19 protein-coding genes are annotated in these 22,063 nt (G+C 60.1%); 16 read left to right on the forward strand and 3 right to left on the reverse strand.

Translation table 11 applies throughout. From position 1 onward, the window contains the following. A partial coding sequence (locus tag BLR85_RS23695; RefSeq protein ID WP_170844731.1) for a transposase occupies positions 1 to 342 on the forward strand: 342 nt, incomplete at its 5' end. Positions 343 to 593: 251 nt separating this feature from the next. Here BLR85_RS23695 and torT read toward each other — a convergent pair. After that, positions 594 to 1,637 carry a TMAO reductase system periplasmic protein TorT gene (torT, locus tag BLR85_RS23700; protein ID WP_170844732.1) on the reverse strand — a complete coding sequence of 348 codons (1,044 nt, stop codon included), beginning with the start codon at positions 1,635 to 1,637 and terminating at the stop codon, positions 594 to 596. On the opposite strand from torT, the gene BLR85_RS23705 reads away from it, so the two are divergent. Further along, positions 1,588 to 4,407, forward strand: coding sequence for an ATP-binding protein (locus BLR85_RS23705; protein ID WP_093163303.1), 2,820 nt, complete (start codon positions 1,588 to 1,590; stop codon positions 4,405 to 4,407). The two genes, torT and BLR85_RS23705, sit on opposite strands and share 50 nt — an antisense overlap. Here the strand turns inward: BLR85_RS23705 and BLR85_RS23710 are convergent. Beyond that, the gene (locus tag BLR85_RS23710) at positions 4,383 to 5,084 is read right to left on the reverse strand and encodes a response regulator (protein ID WP_093163306.1); all 702 of its coding nucleotides are present in this window, start codon (positions 5,082 to 5,084) and stop codon (positions 4,383 to 4,385) included. The two genes, BLR85_RS23705 and BLR85_RS23710, sit on opposite strands and share 25 nt — an antisense overlap. A gap of 142 nt (positions 5,085 to 5,226) precedes the next feature. Between BLR85_RS23710 and BLR85_RS23715 the strand changes: the two genes are divergently transcribed. The 6 genes from BLR85_RS23715 (at position 5,227) to BLR85_RS23740 (ending at position 12,938) form a co-directional block, all read left to right on the forward strand. Then, a complete protein-coding gene (locus BLR85_RS23715; RefSeq protein WP_093163308.1) occupies positions 5,227 to 7,896 on the forward strand; it encodes a molybdopterin-dependent oxidoreductase in 2,670 nt (889 codons plus the stop codon). A gap of 247 nt (positions 7,897 to 8,143) precedes the next feature. After that, complete coding sequence (locus BLR85_RS23720; RefSeq protein WP_093163311.1) at positions 8,144 to 8,851, forward strand: IS6 family transposase; 708 nt, start codon at positions 8,144 to 8,146, stop codon at positions 8,849 to 8,851. Positions 8,852 to 8,985: 134 nt separating this feature from the next. Next, positions 8,986 to 10,056, forward strand: coding sequence for an extracellular solute-binding protein (locus BLR85_RS23725; RefSeq protein ID WP_093163313.1), 1,071 nt, complete (start codon positions 8,986 to 8,988; stop codon positions 10,054 to 10,056). Positions 10,057 to 10,118: 62 nt separating this feature from the next. Further along, entirely contained in the window at positions 10,119 to 11,219 is a 1,101-nt protein-coding gene (locus BLR85_RS23730) for an ABC transporter ATP-binding protein (RefSeq protein ID WP_093163316.1), read from the forward strand. Beyond that, positions 11,219 to 12,076 carry an ABC transporter permease gene (locus tag BLR85_RS23735; protein WP_093163319.1) on the forward strand — a complete coding sequence of 286 codons (858 nt, stop codon included), beginning with the start codon at positions 11,219 to 11,221 and terminating at the stop codon, positions 12,074 to 12,076. The genes BLR85_RS23730 and BLR85_RS23735 overlap by 1 nt, the downstream gene beginning before the upstream one ends. 10 nt (positions 12,077 to 12,086) lie before the next feature. Then, positions 12,087 to 12,938: an ABC transporter permease gene (locus tag BLR85_RS23740; RefSeq protein ID WP_093163321.1), complete on the forward strand. Its 852-nt coding sequence runs from the start codon at positions 12,087 to 12,089 to the stop codon at positions 12,936 to 12,938. 18 nt (positions 12,939 to 12,956) lie between these two features. Here BLR85_RS23740 and BLR85_RS23745 read toward each other — a convergent pair whose 3' ends face one another. After that, a complete protein-coding gene (locus tag BLR85_RS23745; protein ID WP_093163343.1) occupies positions 12,957 to 13,835 on the reverse strand; it encodes a MurR/RpiR family transcriptional regulator in 879 nt (292 codons plus the stop codon). A gap of 95 nt (positions 13,836 to 13,930) precedes the next feature. Between BLR85_RS23745 and BLR85_RS23750 the strand changes: the two genes are divergently transcribed. The 8 genes from BLR85_RS23750 to BLR85_RS23785 form a co-directional block, all read left to right on the forward strand. Continuing rightward, positions 13,931 to 14,728, forward strand: a complete 798-nt coding sequence (locus BLR85_RS23750; protein WP_093163323.1) for an N-formylglutamate amidohydrolase — start codon at positions 13,931 to 13,933, stop codon at positions 14,726 to 14,728. A 10-nt stretch (positions 14,729 to 14,738) separates the two neighbouring features. Beyond that, positions 14,739 to 15,263 carry a TRAP transporter small permease subunit gene (locus tag BLR85_RS23755; protein ID WP_093163346.1) on the forward strand — a complete coding sequence of 175 codons (525 nt, stop codon included), beginning with the start codon at positions 14,739 to 14,741 and terminating at the stop codon, positions 15,261 to 15,263. Next, on the forward strand, positions 15,263 to 16,588 hold the full coding sequence (locus BLR85_RS23760; RefSeq protein ID WP_093163326.1) for a TRAP transporter large permease: 1,326 nt from the start codon (positions 15,263 to 15,265) through the stop codon (positions 16,586 to 16,588). The genes BLR85_RS23755 and BLR85_RS23760 overlap by 1 nt, the downstream gene beginning before the upstream one ends. A gap of 54 nt (positions 16,589 to 16,642) precedes the next feature. Then, positions 16,643 to 17,677: a TRAP transporter substrate-binding protein gene (locus BLR85_RS23765; RefSeq protein WP_093163329.1), complete on the forward strand. Its 1,035-nt coding sequence runs from the start codon at positions 16,643 to 16,645 to the stop codon at positions 17,675 to 17,677. Between the two features lie 100 nt (positions 17,678 to 17,777). Continuing rightward, positions 17,778 to 19,142 (forward strand): glutamine synthetase family protein, encoded by a 1,365-nt coding sequence (locus BLR85_RS23770; RefSeq protein ID WP_093163331.1) that lies wholly within the window; start codon positions 17,778 to 17,780, stop codon positions 19,140 to 19,142. 55 nt (positions 19,143 to 19,197) lie between these two features. Continuing rightward, the gene (locus BLR85_RS23775; protein ID WP_093163335.1) at positions 19,198 to 20,574 is read left to right on the forward strand and encodes an aldehyde dehydrogenase family protein; all 1,377 of its coding nucleotides are present in this window, start codon (positions 19,198 to 19,200) and stop codon (positions 20,572 to 20,574) included. Positions 20,575 to 20,579: 5 nt separating this feature from the next. Continuing rightward, positions 20,580 to 21,725, forward strand: a complete 1,146-nt coding sequence (locus BLR85_RS23780) for an iron-containing alcohol dehydrogenase (protein WP_093163338.1) — start codon at positions 20,580 to 20,582, stop codon at positions 21,723 to 21,725. Between the two features lie 75 nt (positions 21,726 to 21,800). Next, the coding region (locus BLR85_RS23785; RefSeq protein ID WP_139188526.1) for a helix-turn-helix domain-containing protein at positions 21,801 to 22,063 on the forward strand (263 nt) is incomplete at its 3' end.

Consider the following 22,063-nt stretch of genomic DNA (forward strand, 5'->3'; position numbering starts at 1 on the left):
AAAGGTCGGGACGTTCACCTGGTGATGGACAACTACGCCACGCACAAGACGCCCAGGATCAAGGCATGGCTCGCCCGCCGTCCGCACTGGCATGTCCACTTCACGCCCACCTCGGCATCATGGATCAATCAGGTCGAACGCTGGTTCGCTGAATTGACCCGCAAGCAGTTGCAGCGCGGGGTCCATCGTTCGACTGCCGAACTGGAGGCCGACATTGCCGCCTTCATCGAAGCACACAACGAGAACCCCAAACCATACAGATGGGTCAAGTCCGCCGATGAAATCCTCGCATCGGTCAAGCGGTTCTGCCAGCGAACCCAAACCCTATGCGGCGAACTTTAGATTCGGGTGACTAGATGAGTAGGTCCTTGACCAAATCCAGTCCCCGCAACCAAAACTACTGCACAATATCAAAGGCGTGAAGTCGACTTCGGCCGGTCGAGTTCTTGATGTCGCCCTTTACATTAACGCCACATCAACGTTCACCGAGTCCTCTAGGGCATACAAATCGACGGCGTTCGAACTATCGAGTCATAGCAACGCATTGAGCGGATCATGCACCTACGTTCGGGCGTGACGTCCGAATGCCGCAGTCACTCGATGGTTGGAAGAAACCCCGCTGGTGAAAGAGAAATCTGCTGATTTGGAACTTCCGACGCGACCAGCAGTTTGATTTCTGGCCCTACCAATTCTGTCCAGGTACGCCCCCTCGTTGCGTCGATTGCCATACGTACACCCAACTGGCCTTGTAGGATGGGATTATCGAACGGAACGGCCAGCACGCTGCCGTTTCCCATTCCTCGCCGAATGGAATGGCTGATGTAGGTCGCAACCAGCGCCGGGCGGTCAGCCTGTGCACTGCCATTCAACAGCCCCATGGCCGCTTCGACGGCCGGAGCGGTGCCAATCACGTAGTCGACCTCCGGGTGGTCGGCGAGGGCGTCTTCGACCTCCCGCATCTGCTCCCGCAGGCCAGTATCCGCCCGACGAATATCCACGACGCGGACGGCTGATCCTTCAATGGCCGCGAGGAGGCCGGTCTCAACCAATGGTGCCCATCCGGATTTCGCAGGGCCGGAAATCAGGACGGCCGTGGCAGGTTCGGTTCCCGCTGGATGTCGGTCGAACAAGAAAGCCCCAATGTGTCCACCCATCTCCTGCCAATTTACCCCTACAGCCCCGGCGAGGCTCGGAGACCTCAACTCGTTGACCAACGCCAGAACCGGAATGGTTTCAGAGAGCGACGCTACCGCCGACAGGATCTTCGGGTCATTGGCGGACACCGCCCCAAGAAGGATCGCTTCTGCCTGTCGTTCCCTGCAAACATCAAGCAGCTCGAGTTGCCGTGCAAGGGCGTGATAGCCACCCGATTCAAAAGTCCAGAGTTCGGCACCGGTTCGCTTTGCTTCCAGCTGAAGACCATAAGCGACGCTCAGCCAGTATTCGTCCTTGAAGTGCGGCACGACGATGCAAATGCGGATTGCGCCATCAGGGCTGCCCGGCGCCGCTTGGGCAAGAGAGGGGTGCGCGCCCGAACCCGCACTGCCAAGAATTGCGCACGCCACCAGAGCAGCATAGGTTCCGCCCATGTGGCGCACCAGCTTCGACACACAGCTTTTGAGGGTGTTCACCTTCATCGTCGTCCTTCTGGCTGGCGTAAGCTTCATTGCCCTTGCGGCAAACCAGTACCTTGCCAGCAGACATCGGACCTTGATCGAGGACAATCTTCCTGCGGCGGCGCTGGCCAGGCAGATTTCAGATGAAAGCATTTATATCGCTACGTTGGCCCCGTCATTTTCAAAAGTAGATTCGTCGGGCGACCTTCGCAACATGACAGCTTCCCTGAACATTGAATTCACCGACTTGGAACAAAACCTTGCACGGCTGAACGATCTGTTGCCAGCCGAGCAGATGACCTCTGCCACCGACGCATTGCAGGATTTGAGGCAGGCGGTTGGTACGCTGTCGTCTCTTGCCCAGGCCCGGTTGGCAACGGCGGGGGATCTGGTTTCTCGCTCAAGGTTGACGGCGGAGCAGTTGTCCGAACTGAATGCGCTCATTTCGGCGCAGACTGATATTGCGCGCGTTCGGGTCACTGCAGCCATTGCAGATTTGGTTGATGCTCAAGGCGCCGCACACCGGGAGGGGCTTGATCAGCTCGCCGACGTGGATTTTTTCGCTTTCGATCGACATGTGGAACTCGGTGCGGCTATCGACACAATAGGGTTTCACATGTTGCAGGTCTCGGAAATCGAGGACCGCACCCGGTTGAAAGTTATTCAGAGTATTGTCGCCGACAACCTCGATCTGGCAGAGCGGCGGCTTGGCTATTTTCCATCGCCTGCCGCGGAAACACGGGCTCGCGCACTTGTCGCGTTGCTGAAGGCCGAACTGGAGCCTGATGGCGGTTTTTCGGTCATGGATGCCTATTTGAGGACGCAAGAAGCCACCCGACAAGCGCTTGAGACAATTCCCGAAAATGTTGAGACGCTTTCGGGGTTCTCCGGCGCTTTGCTGGAACGGGTCCAGTCGGAAACGCGCGCCGTGCAGGCCCGCACTGTGCAACTGGGCGGCACGTTGACCGTTGGTCTGTTGGGTGTCCTGGTTGTTGCGCTTGCGGCAACAGTTCTCGCCTGGCAGTTTGCGCGGCGACGGATCGTCGAACGGCTTAGAGCCCTGGCCAGTCATATCGGTGCCCTAGGGCAGGAGCACTACGACCGCGCCATCCCGGTCACCGGTGACGACGAAATAGGACAAATGGAAAGGTCGCTTGACGCCTTGCGACTCAAGGCCGCCGAAGCGCTGGCCCTGCGGGGAGAACTGGAAAATACGGTCATACAGCGGACCGGCGAGATCGTGGCCGAGATGCAGGCCCATGACGCGGCCCGGAACGAGGCAGAGGCCTCCAGCCGGGCCAAGTCGGAATTCCTCGCCATGATGAGCCACGAAATCCGCACACCATTGAATGGCGTGATCGGCATGCTTCGGCTGCTGGAGAGCGACACCCCCGTCGGAAGCGGGCGAAACCGATTGGCCACCGCGCGTGTATCCGCAGAACACTTGCTCGCTCTGACAAACGACATCCTTGACTACTCTTCCATGCAAGATGGTCATGCCAAGGCCGAAGGCGTTCATTTCGATTTACGAGACCTGATCGGTCAGCTTGCCAGTTTCCTGAAAATCGGGGCCGACACCAAGGGCCTGGCTTTCTCTGTCGATCTCTCCAGCAGCGCACCGCTTGCGCTGTTTGGCGACGTTGGAAAGATCCGCCAGGTGGTCATCAACCTGCTCTCGAACGCGATCAAGTATACTTCTTCGGGCGAAGTCGCATTGCTGATCGATCACGCTTTGAATCCGGCAACCGGACGCCACGTGATCACCTTTGCCGTGACGGATACAGGGATCGGCATTGACCCGGAGAACATCGACAGGATTTTTGATGCCTACGGCAGAACTGGCAACTTTCGCCAACTGGAAATCGAGGGAATGGGGCTTGGCCTGACCATCTCCCGGCGCCTGACAGAATTGATCGGCGGCGGGTTGAGCGTCGAAAGTGAACCTGGGATTGGATCGCGCTTTTCGCTGACGGTGGAGCTTCCCGAGGGGAACATCGCACAGGTCGAAAAAATTCGAGAGGTAGCGGTGAACGACGCGCTTGGCAAGCATGTGCTGCTGGTGGAGGACAACAAGGTCAACAGGATGGTCGCCCAGGGATATCTCGACCGTTTGGGCTGCACCGTTGAATGGGCTGAGACCGGACGGGACGCGCTCGATGCCGCGACCTCCGAAACCTTCGACCTCGTGTTGCTGGACCTCGATCTACCTGACATGTCCGGGGCGGATGTTGCAGCGCGATTGCGGGAGATGCTTGCCGATGCGCCCTTGCTGGTTGCCCTGACCGCGCACAGGCTGTCTGGAACGGCCGAGGAACTGGCTGCCCTTGGCGTCGATGTGGCGCTGGAAAAGCCGGTATCGCCCCGCCGGCTCGCCGCCGTTCTGCGCGGCGAACACCCGGTGGCCAATACTCCGCCCCCCTCTGCCAACACCGACCGAACACTGTCCGGGTTGCGTGAAGATATGGAGGATCTCGGACCTTCGACAACTCGGGAGATCGTCGAAGAGTACCTGCTGCGGGCAAACGAGTTGGTGGTTGCGTTGAGTGATGCGATAGACCGTGCGGACCATGCTGACACGGGGCGGATCGCCCATCAGTTGAAAGGCGCAGCATCCAATTTTCACCTTGTCAGGTTGATGACTCTACTTGCGGAGATCGAGGCAGCCAGCAAACGGGGCGGCGATGTCCGCGGGATCGCCGAGACGCTGGAAACCACATGCGAGGCGGCGAGCGAAGATCTGCGAAGCGCCGCGCGAGACGCCGGACTTCAGCTGTCAGTAGCGAAAACGTAGCCCTCGCCATGCACGGTGATGATCCAGTCGGGGCGAGCCGGGTCAAGCTCGATCTTCTTACGGAGCCGTCCCACCAGCACGTCGATGGTCCGGTTGTCCGGCGCCCAGCGGCGTTGCTGAATCATGTCCAGCAACCGATCCCGGGACAGGATCACCCCGGGGTTGCGGACGAAAGCATGCATCAGTTCAAACTCCGCGCGGGTCAGCGTCTCGATTGTGCCGTTCACATCTTCCAACCGCCGCCGCACCGTATCCAGTTTCCAGCGACCGAACGTGGACACCGGCTCGCTGGCCGGGGCGGCGGAACGGATCTGTTCCACCCGGGTCAGCAAGTTCTTGACTCGTGCAAATAACTCCCGCCGGTCAAATGGTTTGGTCACATAGTCGTCCGCTCCCATCTCCAGTCCGACGATACGGTCGATCTGGTCGTCGCGGCTAGTCAGCAGTATGATCCCGGCGGTGGATTTCGCCCGTTGTTCGCGCGTGATGGTCAGCCCGTCCTTGCCGTCCAACCCGATGTCTACGAGCAACAGGTCGGCCGGGTCACGGGCAAGGATCGCCTCCATCTCGGCGGCGTTCTCCGCCTCGCTCACCCGATACATCTGCTTGCGCAAAGCGGCCGACAGGCGGCGGCGAGTGACGCTGTCATCCTCGATCACGACGATATGCGCGGTCATGTTGGGTCTTCCAATAGATTCTGGCCGCCATTTTACATTCTTTTACAAAGTCGAACAGCCTGTTCAAGTACTTCGGGAGACTGGTTCACACCACACGTCCAGAAAGGAGGGCAATCAGTTTCTAATCTCACGGGAGCCCACCATGTCGTATTCCACCCCAACCCGCCGCGCGTTCCTCATTGGTGGCGTCGCCACTCTGGGTGCAGCCCGCTTGATGAGTTCCACCGCGATGGCCGCGATCGACCCGAATTCCTTTACTGGACGCACCTTCCACGCCAGCCACTTCGGCCCGTTCGAAGCCGTGGTACGCGATGGCAAGATCGTCGGAATCAACCACATGATGGAGCTCGACGGCCGCCCGACAGAAATGCTGAGCCACGGCCTCCTGGATCGGACCTATGACAAATCCCGCATCAACTATCCGATGGTGCGCAAATCCTACCTTGAAGGTTGGGAAACCGGCGACACAAAGCCCGAACTCCGCGGCAAGGAAGAATATGTCCGCGTCGACTGGGACACGGCCTGGAGCCTGGCTGCCAAGGCGCTGCTGGACACCGCAACCAACCACGGCAACGAGGCGATCTTCAGTTCGTCCTACGGCGGCTGGTCGAATGCGGGTTCGTTCCGCCCCAATGTGCTGCAGGGGCGCCTTATCAACCTGATGGGCGGCTGCACCAACACGGCCGGCGATTGGTCGGCCGGTGCGGGCCAGGTGCTGCTGCCGCGTGTGATGGGCGATATGGAAGTCTATTCCGGTCAGACCTCCTGGGAAGTCATCCGTGACAACACCGAGGTCTTCGTGCTGGTCGGTTGTGACCCGATCAAGAACAACCGCGTCGAATATCGCGTGGCCGATCACGGCATGTATGGGCCGTGGGAAGAGATCCGCGACGCGGGTGTCAAGTTCATCTCGATCAACCCGCAGCGCACGGCGTCCGACGCATACCTGAACGCCGAATGGCTGAAGATCATTCCCAACACGGACACCGCGCTGTTCCTTTCCATGGCCTATCATGTACTCGAACAGGGGCTGGAAGACCGCGCCTATCTCGACAAGTACACGGTCGGGGCCGACAAATGGATCGCCTATGTGAAAGGCGAGGACGACGGCATTCCGAAGACCCCGGCCTGGGCTGCCGGAATCACCGGCATGGAAGAGGCCAAGATCAAGGAACTGGCCGAGCTCTTCGCCACTTCGACCACTCAGGTCGCCGGGTCCTGGGCCATCCAGCGCGCCCAACATGGCGAAATGGCCTATTGGGCCATCGTCAACTTCCAGGCGCTGACCGGCAAGATCGGCAAGCCGGGCGCTGGCCTCGGGTTCTCGTGGCACTATGGAAACGGTGGCATGCCGCAGGGCGGAAACCGCACGCCTGTGGGCATGAGCCAGGGGCGCAACTTCGTCACTAAGGTCGTTCCGGCCTCGCGGATTACCGAGGCGCTCGAAAACCCGGGCAAGGAATTCTTCTACAACGGTCAGACAAACACCTACCCGGACATCAAGCTGATCTTCAACGCCGGCAACAATTTCATGTCGCACCAGCAGGACACCAACCGTCTGATCCGTGCACTCGAAAAAGTGGATACCATTGTCAGCGTCGATGTCTGGTGGACGGCTGCGACCCGCTGGGTCGATATCGTCATGCCCGCGGCCACGACGCTGGAACAGGATGACATCACCTCCGGTGGCACCTATTCCAACGACAAGGTCTACGCCATGAAGAAGGTGATTGAACCGATCGAAGAGAGCCTGCCGGATTACGAAATCTTCGAAGGGCTCGCCGACAAGCTGGGACTCTGGGCGCAGTTCACCGACAGCGAAGACAAGATGTACCACATCAAGCTGGCCTATGAAGCCTCTGGCGCGGCCGAGGATATGCCCTTCGAGGAGTTCTGGGAAAAGGGCTATGCCCGGATGCCGGTGCCCGCTGAGGCCCGCAAGTGGACCCGTCACGGTGCCTTCTATGAAGACCCGGAGGGCAACGCGCTCCACACCGACTCCGGTAAGATCGAAATGTATTCCGAGGGAATCGCGGCCATGGAGATCGACGATTGCCCGGGCATGCCAATCTGGATGGAAAAGCACGAATACCTCGGCAACGCCAAACCCGGCCAGTTGCACGTCGTGTCGCCCCACCCGTGGTTCCGCCTCCACAGCCAGATGGACCAATCCGAAAGTCTGCGCGCACTCTATAAGGTGCAGGGTCGTGAGCCGGTCCGGATCAGCACCGAAGACGCCGCATCGCGCGGCATCGAGGATGGCGTTCTGGTCGAGCTTTACAATGACCGTGGCACAGTGATTGCGGGGGCTGTTGTCAGCGATGACATCATGCCGGGTGTGGTCTCGATCTACGAAGGCGCATGGCCGTCGCTGGACAGCAAGGGCCGCTGCAACTCGGGCCTGGTAAACTTCCTGACCTCGACCCAACCGTCGTCTGGTCTGGCACAGGCGACCACGGCCAACACCGTTCTTGTCGAGATGCGCAAATGCGAAGATCCGGAAGGTCCGAACAGGGCCTATGAAAAGCCGGCGATCATCGACGACATGGAAATCGCCGCGATCGACGAGGACAAGCTGGGCCTGGATCGTCTCTACGACCTGACCGAGAAGCTCTATGCAGACATGGGACCGGGCGAGAAGATGTTCTTCGAACGTTGCACCGTCTGCCACGCGCCGCGGGAAGTCACCCACTACACGCAGCAACAGTGGAAAGGCATCACTCCGTCGATGTACGAACGTGCCGGGCTCGACGAGGCCGAAGCTGCGCTGGTCACCGAATACCTGATGCAGAACGCAGCGGACGCGAACTGATCGAAGGCGCTGGATGGCCAAATACCGGCCGTCCAGCGTCAACCGACTGCCGTTGCAGTCAACCTGATTGCCGGGACTCCCAGACACAATGCCCTATGATGCGCCTCCAGCCTCGTTGACGGATATCATCGGCCGCGCCGTGACCTACCTGCGGGTGTCGGTGACAGACCGTTGCGACTTGCGCTGCACAGGCGATGACAGGGCAACTTGGCTTGCGACGGGACAGTGGGTTGACTAGCGCCGCGGAATGACGAAACGCGATCCGTTCAAGTACTTTAAAACTAGCCGTGAATTTACTCACCGCGCGGTGATGGTGAATGTCCGGTTTCCACTTTCGCGGCGGAACGTCGAGGACCTGCTGGATGAGCGCGGCATCAATGTGAGTCACGAGTCCGTGCGGTTCTGGTGGCATCGATTAGGCCCGATATTTGCCGCTGAGATCTGGCAGAAACGTGCTGAGCGACTGCGTTTCGGTCCGCAATGGCGGTGGCACGTGGACGACGGGTTCGTGAAGATCAACGGTAAACGCCACTACCTTTGGCGGGCTGTCGACCACGAAGTTGAGGTGCTCGAGAGCTTCGTCACGAAGACGAGGGACAGAAAGGCGGCATTGAAATTCATAAGGAAATCAATGAAGCGCTCCGGCCGGCCGGAGATCATCGTGACCGACCGGCTTCGATCCTATGGTGCTGCGCTGAAGGAGATCGGGGCGGCAGGGCGACAGGAAACCGGTCGCTGGCTCAACAATCGCTCTGAGAATTCACACCTGCCGTTCCGACGACGAGAGCGAGCGATGCCGCGGTTCCGGCGAATGCTAAGTTTGCAGTTGTTCGCCGCCGTCCACGCCTCGGTTTTTAACCATATCAATTCGGAACGCAGTCTCTCCTCCAGGCACGTATTCAAGGCGAACCGCGCCGCTGCTCTCGCTGATTGGCGTCAACTCGTCGCGGCATAGGGGACGGGCTCACTGTCCATTCGGAGATTGGTTTGAATTCTTCTGGCAGCACCCAGAAAACTAAACAATGATTTGACGGGCCGGTAGCGTAGGAGCAGTCTGGCAGGACAATAACGTATACTAGGGTGGTCCCAATGAAGCTCAACTGTTCAATTTCCATTTTTTCGGTTGCCTTGTGCACAACACTCTCTGCGTTGCCTGCCAGCTCTGAAACCTTGCGACTTCTGACCTGGGGCGGCTACGCTCCAGAGGACGTGGTCGCAAAGTTCGAGGCGGAGACGGGCCACAAGGTCGAAGTCACCAAGTCGAACAATGAAGAGATGATCGCCAAGCTGCGCGCTACCGGCGGTGGTGGATTCGACCTGGCACAGCCGAGCCAGGACCGGATCGCCGGTCCGCAGGAAGAGTTCGGCATCTACAAGCCCATCGACATGTCGAAGATTGACACCTCGCTGTTCATCCCGTCGATGCTGGAAGCGACCAAGGGCAACACCACGGTCGGCAGTGATGTCTATGGCGTGCCCCATATCTGGGGAACGAGCGGCCTCGTGCTCGACACAAGCAAAGCCGAGATGGTCAAGGATTACACCGATCTTTGCAGCGACGACGTGGCCGGAAAGGTATCGTACCGTCTGAAGCGCCCGACTCTGATCGGTTTCGCCTTTGCCATGGGGCTCGACCCCTTCGCGGCCTATGGCGACGAAGCGGCCTATACAGAGATCATGTCTCAAGTCGAAGCCAAGCTCATCGAGTGCAAGCCCAATGTGAAGACCTACTGGGGCGGCGGTGACGAGTTGATGGGCCTGCTCCGCTCCGGCGAAGTCGTGGCGTCGATGGCCTGGGATACCGGCGGTTGGAAGCTGAACGCGGACAATCCGGACATCACTTTCGTCGCACCTGCTGCTGGGGCGCTCGGCTGGGTGGACACGTTCGCGCTGCCGGCCAAAGGCAAGGCAGACGAGGCCGCTTATGCCTGGATCAACTTCGTGATGCAGCCAGAGGTTGCGGCGATGATCACCGCTGCCGCTGGCAACTTCACCGCCTCGCAGGGCGCTGACGAGTTTGCCGACGACGATCTGAAGGCGCGTTACAGGGCCAGTTTCCCGCCGGAGGCGATAGACAACATCAAGTGGTATCCCCCGGTGCCCGCCGGGCTTGAAGCCATCGAAGGCGGCGTTCTCGACCGCGTGAAAGCCGCCAACTAAACCGACACGATTCAGGGTTTCCGCCACGCGCGGGAACCCTGCCTCCCAAATTGCAAGACTCCATGTCCCCTGATCTCGAATGCAAGAACCTGACCCGCAGGTTCGGTGACACCTTGGCTGTAGACAACGTGTCCTTTTCTGTCCCGCGTGGCTCCTTTTTCTCGATCCTCGGCCCGTCCGGCTGTGGCAAGACAACGATCATGCGGATGATCGCGGGTTTCCTGGAGCCAAGCTCGGGCGATATCCTAATCCGTGGGAAATCCGTCGTCGATACGCCGCCGAACAAGCGTCCCGTGAACATGGTGTTCCAGCATCTCGCGCTGTTCCCGATGATGAATGTTGCCGACAATATCGGTTACGGGCTGAGGCGGGCTGGCGTGGCCAAGCCGGAAATCGCCCGCAAGGTCGAGGAAGCGCTCGACAGGATCGGGTTGCCGGGGATCGGTTCGCGCAAGGTCAACGAGCTTTCCGGTGGTCAGAAACAACGCGTCGCAATCGCCCGCTGCATGGTCCTTGAGCCAGACGTGCTGTTGTTGGATGAGCCGCTTGGCGCCCTCGACCTCAAACTGCGCGAGCGCCTGAAGGTCGAGTTGAAGTCGCTGCAGGCCGCGTTCGACACGACGTTTGTTTATATCACCCATGACCAGTCCGAGGCGCTTGTCATGTCGGATCGAATAGCGGTCATGAACGAGGGACGTTTTGAGCAGGTCGGTTCCGGGCAAGACCTCTATTACAGGCCCGACACCGCCTTCGTTGCCGGGTTTGTCGGTGACACCAACCGTTGGTCCGGGCGGATCGAACGGGTTTCGGGCGACGAGATGGAGATGCGGACCGACAGCGGCATGCTCATGCGCGGCGCGACACATGGGCGAAGCCTTTCCGAGGGGGATCGCGCCGACGTGTTCGTGCGCCCGGAAGCGATCCGCATCGCCCACTCGGCCGAAGAACTGGCCCATTTCGACAACCGGATTACCGGAAAGGTCGAGTCCATCCTGTTCAATGGCGCGGCCAGCCGCATCCTCGTGCAAGACTCGTCGGCCAGCGGCGAAATCGAGGTGAACCTGCCGCAATCCGGCGAGTTCTCGGGCCTGTCGCGTGGATGCGAGGTTCAGATCGGCTGGTCTGGCGCGCAGGGCAATTGCTTTGCCGCGGGAGACGCCTGATGCGTGCCGAAGCCAAGCTCGGGCTTATCCTTCTTCTGACACCGCTGCTATTGTGGTTGTCACTGCTGATCTTGATCCCGCATGTCGACATGTTCCTGGTGTCGCTCCGCGAGCGCATCGGGGTGGGCGAATACCGAATCAGCTTTGCCAACTACCTGACATTCATCAACGAACCGCTTTACCTGCGCACCTTCATCCGCACGGCGGTGATGTCGACACTGGCGACGATGATCACCCTGCTGATCGCGTTTCCGGTCTCCTACTACATCGCAAAGATTGCGCGCGGCCGGGTGCAGTCGGCCCTGTTCCTGCTCTGCCTCGTGCCGTTCTGGGTCTCGGAACTGGTGCGGACCTTCGGCTGGATGATCCTGCTGCGCGAGACCGGTCTGATCTCGAACCTGCTGCAATGGGCAGGGCTGGTCGATGGGCCGGTGGAGATGCTCTATAACGATGCCGCCATCATGGTCGGGCTGGTCTATACCTCGATGCTGTTCATGGTCGTGCCACTTGTCACCACTTTGGAGAGCCTTCCCGACGAGGTGATCGAAGCCGGCTATGACCTTGGCGGCGGGGGGGGGGCCGTCATGCGGGAAATCGTTATCCCGCATGCGGCGCCTGGCATCGTGTCGGGCTGTATCGTGGTCTTCATGTTGAGCCTCGGAAACTACCTCACGCCGATCATGCTCGGCGGCAAGGACAGCTTGTGGTTCACCGAACTTATCTATTCGCAGTTCATCGTGCGCTTCAACTGGGAGCTTGGCGCCGCATTTGGTTTCCTGCTGCTGGGCCTTTCTTCCGCGATTGTCTGGGGAATGCTGAAGCTGACCGGCCAGTCGCTCGAAAAGACGATGGGATGAGGTTGCTTCCATGACACCATCCATTCCCCAACCCCGCATCGTCACGCTGGCCTATACCGGCTACGTGATCGCGTTCTTCGTCTTTCTGGCACTGCCGCTCGTGGTGGTCGCGGTCTTCGCCTTCAACGACAGCCAGTTCCCGTCGCTTCCGTGGGAAGGGTTCACCTGGAACTGGTTCTTCGGCTCGGAACGACCGATGATCGGCGTCTTCCATGAGCGATCCATCCTGCGCGCCATCGGAACATCCGCTTTTGTGGCGGTTCTGGTCTCGATCCTGTCTGTCGCTGTGGGGCTTTCCAATGCCTTTCTCTTCAACCGCTATCGTTTCCGCGGTCAGGAGATCCTCTACATCTTCATGCTGTTGCCGCTGGTGATTCCGGGAATTGTGCTGGGCATCTCGATCCTCGTCTTCTCGAGCCGCATCGCCAACGGGATGTGGGACCTCGCTCAATGGGATATCGAGGCACTTCGGCCCGGCCTGACGCTGGTCGTCCTCGGCCAGTTTTCCTTCATCGCCACGATCAGCACACTTGTCATCGCGGCGCGGTTGCAGAAATTCGACCGGACGCTCGAAGAAGCCGCGATGAATCTTGGCGCCAACAGGATCACCGCTGTCCGCACGATCACCTTGCCCTATCTCGGCCCGGCCATGATCGGAGCGTTCGTCGTCGCGTTCCTGATGAGTTTCGAGAATTTCAACACGACGCTGATGCTTGTCGGCTCCGATGCGCCCCTTACGATCGCCATGTTCGACCGGCTCAAGGAGGGTTCGACGCCGCTTCTGAACGCCGTGTCACTCCTGCTGATGCTGGGCTCGTCTTGCTTGGCGCTGGTGATGATCGCGTTTCAGCGGAAGGGGTAGTGCCGCTCGGCCGCGGGCTTACTCGAATGTGCGGAACAGACGCGTCGTGGAAAACATCGCGTCCAGTTCCTCGATCCTCTTGCGGCTCTGGTCCCATTCCGAGCGTTGAACCTCGGCGATCAGCGCTTCGAGGATCAACATGATCGCAATAGTGGAATCCCAGCTTGACGGCACCTCCACCAGGGCGTGGAACACGTAATCCGCGACCTTGGTGACAGGTGATCCCCATTGATCGGTGAAGAGCACGATCCTGCAGCCGCGTTCATGCGCCAGCGTGGCAAGGCGCAGGATGCTGCTCTCGTAGCGGCGGATGTCGAAGATGATGAGGATCGCGTTTTCATCCATGTCCAACAGGTATTGTGGCCAGACATTTTCGAAGCCGCCAAGCTGCGTGACATTCGGGCGAATGATCTGCAGGTGATTGAACAGGTAATCCGCATTCGAACGGGTGATGCGGCCGCCGGCCACGTAAACTCGTCGCTTCTGGTCCGCCAACTGCTCGACCACGGCGTCAAACTGGGTCCGGTCCAGGCGCTCCAGAGTATAGTGGATGTTTTCGGCAACGGACTCGGCAAAACGGTTCAGCGGATGGCTGTCAGCTTCCTGCGTGTGCCAGTCCTCATGCTTTGAGATCGGCCGCTTGATCTGTGCGGCGACTTCGTCCCGCAGGGCATCCTGAAGGTGCGGAAAACCGTCGAAGCCCAGTTTGCGCGCCATCCTGATCACTGTCGGCGTGGAGACACCCGCGGCCGAGGCGAACTTGGTGACCGATTGCAGGCCCGCCATCGGATAATCCTGCAGAAGGACATGGGCCAATTGCTGTTCGGAACGCGTCAGATCCCCGAGGCAATCCTGGATGGTTTGCTTGACGGTCTTTTTTGCGGCGGTTGGGGGCAAGGCTGCCACCTTTCTAATGTTCTCTACAGAATGAACTTCATCTGTAGCGATGTCTACAGGATTTATCTTGACAGATCCGCCAACCAGAACGCCAAATGAGTTTCATGACCAACTACCAGCCTGCCTCACTGCTGACAGACGCCGATGGACCGGCCGCGCATGTTCTGAACGCGGAGGGTCGCGGCACGGTCGTTCTTGCCTGTGAGCACGCATCCAATTTCATTCCCACCGCACTGGGCTCGCTAGGTCTCGACGAAGACGCGCTGGTTTCCCATGCCGCTTGGGATATCGGCGCGCTTGATGTCGCTAGGCACATGATGACGGCCCTGGACGCGCCGCTTGTCGCCTCCCGGGTGTCCCGGCTGGTCTATGACTGCAACCGCCCGCCCGAGGCTCCCGACGCGATTACCGAGAAGAGCGAGCGTTTCGATATCCCGGGAAACCGGGCACTGACCGCGGAGGCGCGCGACGTCCGCGTTCGCGAGGTGTATCGACCGTTTCAACAGGCAATGGCAAACACGCTTGCCGCGCGGACCGGGCCAGTCTTGCTGGTCACGATCCACAGTTTCACGCCGGTCTATATGGGCAAGACGCGGCAGGTTGAACTCGGCCTTCTTCATGACGCCGACGATCGAGTGGCTAATCTAATGTTGCAGATCGCATCGGATCACACCTCCATGCGCGTCGAGATGAACCAGCCCTATTCCGCGGCAGACGGCGTGACCCACACGCTTCGCGAACACGCCGTGCCAGCTGGCATTCCCAACGTGATGATTGAGATCCGCAGCGACTTCATCGACACGCCCGAAGGCGTGGAGCGGGTTGCGGGTGAATTGGTGGCGATGCTTTTCGCCGCGATGAAGAAAATGAAATTGCAGGATGGGGCGGGGTAAAGAACCGGACATGGAACTCGCACGGCGCTACATACGTTTCGTGGACGGGACTAACCGGATCATCGGCAAGTTCGTCATGTACGGCATTTTCGTGATGATGGGCATCCTGCTCTGGTCCTCGATCTCCAAGACCTTCTTCCTGCCTTCGCTCTGGACGCTGGAAATGGCCCAGTTTGCCATGGTGGCCTATTACATGCTGGGCGGACCCTATTCGATCCAGATGGGCTCCAACGTGCGGATGGACCTGTTCTACGGCGAATGGTCCAACCGGCGAAAAAGCCAGATCGACGCAATTACGGTTCTGTTCCTGATCACCTATCTCGGCTTCCTGCTCTGGGGCGGAATCGACAGCACGCTCTATTCCTTCAAATACGGCGGAGAGCGCAGCCCGACCGCCTGGCGCCCCTATCTCTGGCCGATCAAGGTAATCATGGTGACGGGAATCTTCCTGATGTTGCTGCAGGCAATCTCGGAACTGCTCAAGGACATCCTTCGCCTCCGGGGCGAGAAATACCCGCGTGAGGAACTGAACTGATGTCCTACGAGACAATTGCCATCCTCATGTTCTCCTCGATGATGCTCATGCTGCTGACCGGTCAGCGTGTTTTCGGCGCCATCGGCTTCGTAGCCGTGGTCTCGGCCTTCTTCCTCTGGGGGGATCGCGGCGGCTACGACCTCGGCTTCTCGGCTGCGATGAAGCTGATGAAGTGGTATCCTCTGCTGACCCTGCCGATGTTCATCTTCATGGGTTACATCCTCTCCAACAGCCGGATCGCGGATGACCTCTACAAGATGTTTCACGTCTGGATGGGCGGGTTGCGCGGTGGGCTTGCCATCGGGACGATCGGGCTGATGGTGCTGATCTCGGCGATGAACGGGTTGTCGGTCGCCGGCATGGCCATCGGCGCGACCATCGCCCTGCCGGAGCTTCTCAAACGCGGCTACGACAAGCAAATGGTGACCGGCGTGATCCAGGCCGGTTCGTCATTGGGCATTCTCGTGCCGCCCTCCGTGGTGCTGGTGCTCTATGCAATGATCGCGCGCCAGCCCGTCGGACAACTCTGGCTCGCGGGCGTGCTACCAGGCCTGATGATGGCCGGGATGTTCGTGCTCTACATCGCTGTGCGTTGCTGGGTACAACCGTCACTCGGCCCGGTATTGCCCAAGGAAGATCGCGACATCCCTATGGCCGAAAAGCTCGCGTTGTTGCGCGCGGGCCTGCTTCCGCTTGGCATCTTCGCCGCGATGATGGTGCCGTTCGTCAACGGCTGGACCTCTCTCGTGGAAAGCTCTGCCATCGGCGCCATCGCAGCCTTGCTCGCAGCCGTCCTAAAGCGCCGCATGACCTGGGATGTGTTTTACCACTCGGTGCGCTCGACGCTCGGCATTTCCTGCATGTTCATGTGGATCATTCTCGCCGCGCTCGCCTTCGGTGCTGTGTTCGACGGGCTCGGCGCGGTCAAGGCCATCGAAGATGTCTTCACCGAGAAGCTCGGGCTTTCTCCCTGGATGATCCTGATCCTGATGCAACTCAGCTTCATCCTGATGGGCACGTTCCTCGACGACACCGCGATGCTGGTCATCGTCGCGCCGCTCTACGTCCCGCTTGTGAAGGCGCTCGGGTTCGACCTGATCTGGTACGGTGTGCTCTACACGATCACCACCCAGATCGCCTATATGACGCCGCCCTTCGGCTACAACCTGTTCCTGATGCGGGCCATGGCGCCGCCGGAGATCGGGCTGAAGGATATCTATGTCTCCATCATTCCGTTCGTTTTCGTGATGGTCCTCGCGCTGACACTCGTGATGATATTTCCAGATATTGCGCTCTGGCTGCCGGAATCCGTTTATAACAAGTAATCACCAGACCCTGCGAACAGGGCGACACCCAAGGAAACCACAGGAGGTTTTGATATGACGACACGACGCACTTTTCTGAAGGGATCCGCAGCGCTTGCGCCCGCCGCGGCACTTGCGACACCGGCCATTGCGCAATCCACCATCAAGTGGCGGATGCAGACCTATGCGGGTCCGGCGCTGGCCGAGCACGTGATCGATCCGGCGGTCAAGATGTTCAACCAGATCGCGGGCGACAAGATGCAGATCGAGCTCTTTTACGCCGATCAACTGGTGCCTACGGGCGAGCTTTTCCAGGCGCTTCAGCGTGGTACCATCGACGCCGTGCAGTCCGATGACGACTCCATGGCCTCGCCGACCGAGGTGACCGTATTCGGCGGCTACTTCCCCTTCGGATCGCGCTACTCGCTCGACGTGCCGGTGCTCTTCAACCAGTATGGCCTGAACGAGATCTGGGACGCGGAATATTCCAAGGTCGGCGTGAAGCATATCTCCGCCGGCGCGTGGGACCCGTGCCACTTTGCCACCAAGGACCCGATCCGGAGCTTGGCAGACCTGAAGGGCAAGCGCGTCTTCACCTTCCCGACCGCTGGGCGCTTCCTTGCACAGTTCGGCGTCGTGCCTGTCACCTTGCCATGGGAAGATATCGAGGTGGCCGTGCAGACGGGCGAACTTGACGGCATCGCCTGGTCCGGCATCACCGAAGACTACACGGTCGGTTGGGCCGATGTGACGAACTACTTCCTGACCAACAATATCTCCGGCGCCTGGGCAGGCTCCTTCTTCGCCAACATGGAGCGCTGGAACGAACTGCCAGAGGACCTGCAGACCCTGTTCAAGGTCTGCTGCGACCAGTCGCATTACTATCGTCAGTGGTGGTACTGGGGTGGCGAGGCCAACCTTCGCGTCAACGGCACCAAGATGGAGCTGACCTCCATCCCGGACGAGGAATGGGCGACGGTCGAAGAAGCTGCGGTCAAGTTCTGGGACGAGATCGCCGCCGAATCCGAGACCAAGGCGAAGGTCGTCGAGATCTTCAAGAAGTACAACGCCGACATGCAGAAGGCCGGCCGGCCCTATCGCTACGGCTGATCCATCGCCAACCGAAGGGATCGTCCCAGGAGGGGCCGACCCGACTTGAAGAAAATGACCGGCCCTTCAGGGCCGGTCGCCGCCTGAAAAGAGGACGAACATGCCCGGCCCGCTCACCTTCGACGCCCTGAAAGCCGCCGCCAAAGACGGCTCCATCGACACCGTTCTTGTCTGTCTGATCGACATGCAGGGCCGGTTGATGGGCAAGCGTTTCCACGTGCAGAATTTCATCGACCACGGCTGGGAAGAGACCCATTGCTGCAATTACCTGCTGGCGACCGACCTGGAGATGGCGACGCCCGACGGATACCAGTCGACCTCCTGGGCCGCGGGATATGGCGATTACGTCATGAAGCCCGACATGAACACCCTGCGCCCGGTGCCGTGGTTGGAAGGTACGGCGATGGTGCTTTGCGACCTGCTGGACCACCACACCCATAAGCCGGTTCCGCATGCCCCGCGGCAGGTTCTCAAGGACCAGATCGCGCGCCTTGAGGCCATGGGCCTCACACCGATGATGGCCACGGAACTCGAATTCTTCCTTTTCGAGAAGAGCTTCGAGGAAATCCGCAAGTCCGGCTATCGCGATCTGGAGACGCTTTCGGGCCACAACGCGGATTACAACATCATGCTCAGCGCACGCGACGAGGCCGTCATGCGCCCGCTGCGCAACCACCTCTACGCGGCGGGCATCCCTGTCGAGAACACCAAGGGCGAGGCCGAGACCGGCCAGGAAGAACTCAATATCCGTTATGCCGAGGCGCTGCTCTGTGCCGATCATCACACGATCGCAAAGCATGCGACCAAGGAGATCGCCTGGGCCCACGGCCATGCTGCCAGCTTCCTGCCGAAATGGCACCACGACAGGGTCGGCTCGGCGAGCCACGTGCACATGTCTCTCTGGAAGGACAATGAACCTGCCTTCTACGATCCCGATGCCGAATATGGCATGTCGGAACTCATGCGAAGCTTCTGCGCGGGTCTGATTGCTTACGCGCCTGACTACACATTCTTTCTCGCGCCTTATGTGAACAGCTACAAACGCTTCATGAAGGGAACCTTCGCGCCGACGAAAACGGTCTGGTCCGTCGACAACCGCACAGCGGGCTTCCGGCTCTGTGGTGAGGGCACCCGCGGGGTGCGCATGGAATGCCGTATCTGCGGCTCGGATATGAACCCCTATCTTGCGCAAGCCGCCTTCCTGGCCGCCGGGATCAAGGGGATCGAGAATCGCATGGAACTCGCGCCGCCGACCTCCGGCGACATCTACGAGGATGGAGCAGCCGGAGAGATCCCACACACGTTGCGGGACGCAATCGGGACGCTTCGCGGCTCCACGATGCTGCGCGAGGCCATGGGTGATTTCGTGGTTGACCATTACACGCGCTGCGCAGAAGTCGAGCAGGAGGCGTTCGACCAGGTCGTGACCGACTGGGAAATCGCACGCGGCTTCGAACATGCCTGACGAACGGATAACGTCGCCGGGTCTTTTTACCAACAACGGCTGAAACGGATTGGCCATGACACAGACAGTGAAATGTATCTCCCCGATCGACGGATCGGTTTTTGCCGAACGCCCGCTGCTGAGCGAGGCCGAAGCCTTCGAGGCTGCCGCCCGCGCGCGGGCGGCGCAACCCGCTTGGGCCGCTCGTCCGCTGGAAGAACGGATCGCGCTGGTGCGCGCAGCCGTGGACGAAGTCGGCAAGACGACCGACCGCATGGCGCAGGAGCTTGCCCACCAGATGGGCCGCCCGGTTCGCTATGGCGGCGAGTTCGGCGGCTTCAATGAGCGCGCCACCTACATGGCGGAGATCGCCGCCGACGCGCTCGCCCCGATCATGATCGAGGACAGCGATACCTTCCTGCGCAAGATCGAGCGCGAACCGCATGGCGTTGTCTTCGTCGTCGCGCCTTGGAACTACCCATACATGACCGCGATCAACACCGTTGCGCCTGCGCTGATTGCGGGGAATACGGTGGTGCTAAAGCACGCCGCGCAGACGCTGCTTGTCGGCGAACGCATGGCAGAGGCCTTCCACGCCGCTGGCATCCCGGAGGACGTGTTCCAGAATGTCTTCCTCAGCCACGACACCACCTCGGCCCTGATCGCCGGGCGCGCGTTCAACTTCGTGAACTTCACCGGCTCGGTGGGTGGCGGCAAGGCGATGGAACAGGCCGCTGCCGGAACCTTCACCGCTGTCTCGACGGAACTCGGCGGCAAGGATCCGGGCTATGTGCGCGCAGATGCCGACATTCAGGCCGCCGCCGACACGCTGATCGATGGTGCGATGTTCAACTCCGGCCAATGTTGCTGCGGCATCGAGCGGATCTATGTGAACGAGAGCGTCTATGACGATTTCCTCGCTAAGTGCATAGAGATCGTGAAAGGGTACAAGCTCGGCAATCCGCTGGAGGCGGAGACGACCATCGGACCAATGGCGAATGTCCGCTTCGCCAAGGAAGTCCGCGCCCAGATCGCCGAGGCAATCGAAGACGGCGCCACGGCCCATATCGAGACCTTCGCCGAGGACGACGGCGGCACCTATCTCTCGCCCCAGATCCTGACCGACGTCACGCATGACATGCGCATCATGCGCGATGAGAGCTTCGGACCCGTCGTCGGCATCATGAAGGTGAAGGATGACGAGGAAGCCATCGCCCTGATGAATGACAGCGATTTCGGCCTGACCTGTTCGATCTGGACGAAAGACACCGCGACCGCCGACACCATCGGAAAGCGGCTTCAAACCGGCACGGTTTTCATGAACCGATGCGATTATCTCGACCCCGCGCTCTGCTGGACCGGCTGCAAGGATACCGGCCGCGGCGCAGGCCTCTCCGTTCTGGGCTTCCACGCCCTGACACGCCCGAAATCCTACCATCTGAAGAAAGCCTGACGACCATGAAACTCGTTGGAAACTGGAACTATCCGACGCCCGTTCGCTTTGGCGCGGGGCGCATTTCCGAGATCGCCGATGCCTGTGCTGCGGCCGGGATTGCCAAGCCTCTTCTGGTGACGGATCGCGGTCTCGCCTCGATGGAAATCACGACCAGAACACTCGATCTTCTGGAGGCAGCAGGCCTCGGACGCGCGATGTTCTCGGAAGTGGATCCGAACCCGTCCGACAAGAATGTCGAGGTGGGGCTGAAGGTCTATCGCGACGGCGGCTATGATGGCGTTGTCGCCTTTGGCGGCGGCTCCGGACTGGACCTCGCAAAGACGCTCGCCTTCATGGCAGGGCAGACCCGGCCGCTCTGGGATTTTGAGGATATCGGCGACTGGTGGACCCGCGCCGACCCGGCGGGCATCCACCCGATTGTTGCCGTACCCACGACAGCGGGCACCGGATCCGAAGTCGGGCGGGCCGGGATCATCACGAACTCTGAAACCCACGAGAAGAAGATCATTTTCCACCCGAAAATGCTGCCCTCCGTGGTGATCTGCGATCCGGAACTGACGGTCGGCATGCCAACGTTCATTACCGCTGGCACCGGACTCGATGCTTTTGCCCATTGTGTCGAAGCGTTCTGTTCACCGCATTACCATCCAATGAGCCAGGGCATCGCGCTTGAGGGGATGCGCCTGGTCAAGGAGTATCTGCCGCGCGCCTATGAAGACGGCTCAGACCTCGAAGCGCGGGCGCACATGATGTCCGCCGCCGCAATGGGCGCCACGGCGTTCCAGAAGGGCCTTGGCGCAATTCACGCGCTCAGCCACCCGATCGGGGCCGTGCATCACACGCATCATGGAACGACCAATGCTGTCTGCATGCCCGCAGTCCTGCAATTCAACCGCGAACCCTGCGAGTCAGTTTTGGGTCAGGCAGCGGCCTATCTCGGAATCGCGGGCGGTTTCGAGGGCTTCTGTGCCTTCGTTGATGAGTTGAATGCCTCGATGAAGATCCCCCGAACTCTGACAGAACTCGGCGTTGTGGATCCGGACCTGGACGCCCTGACACGATCGGCCCTTAACGATCCGAGCACGGGCGGAAACCCGGTCGAGATGACCTACGACAACACACGGGCACTCTTCGAACGGTTGCTATAGGCGTGCATTTGCCATGAGCTAGTCACCTGGAACTGTAGTTCGTATCATTGATCCGAGTGATTTCGGGGGGATGATATGGTTGGCCGGGTTGCAGACGAGGTGATTCTGAGTGCCGATGAGCGCAGCTTTCTCGAGGCTCAGATCCGACGGCACAAGGCTCCGCGCTCGCTGTCGGACCGGTGTCGGATGATCCTGCTCTGTGCGGAGGGGCTTCAAAGCAAGGAGGTCGGTGCGCGACTTGGGGTGCATGAGCACACGGTGGGCAAGTGGCGCAGGCGGTTCGTGAAGGACCGGATCGAGGGTCTGACCGACGAATATCGCCCTGGAAGGCCCCGCAC

Source organism: Aliiruegeria lutimaris (assembly GCF_900099935.1).
Lineage (GTDB): Bacteria > Pseudomonadota > Alphaproteobacteria > Rhodobacterales > Rhodobacteraceae > Tropicimonas > Tropicimonas lutimaris.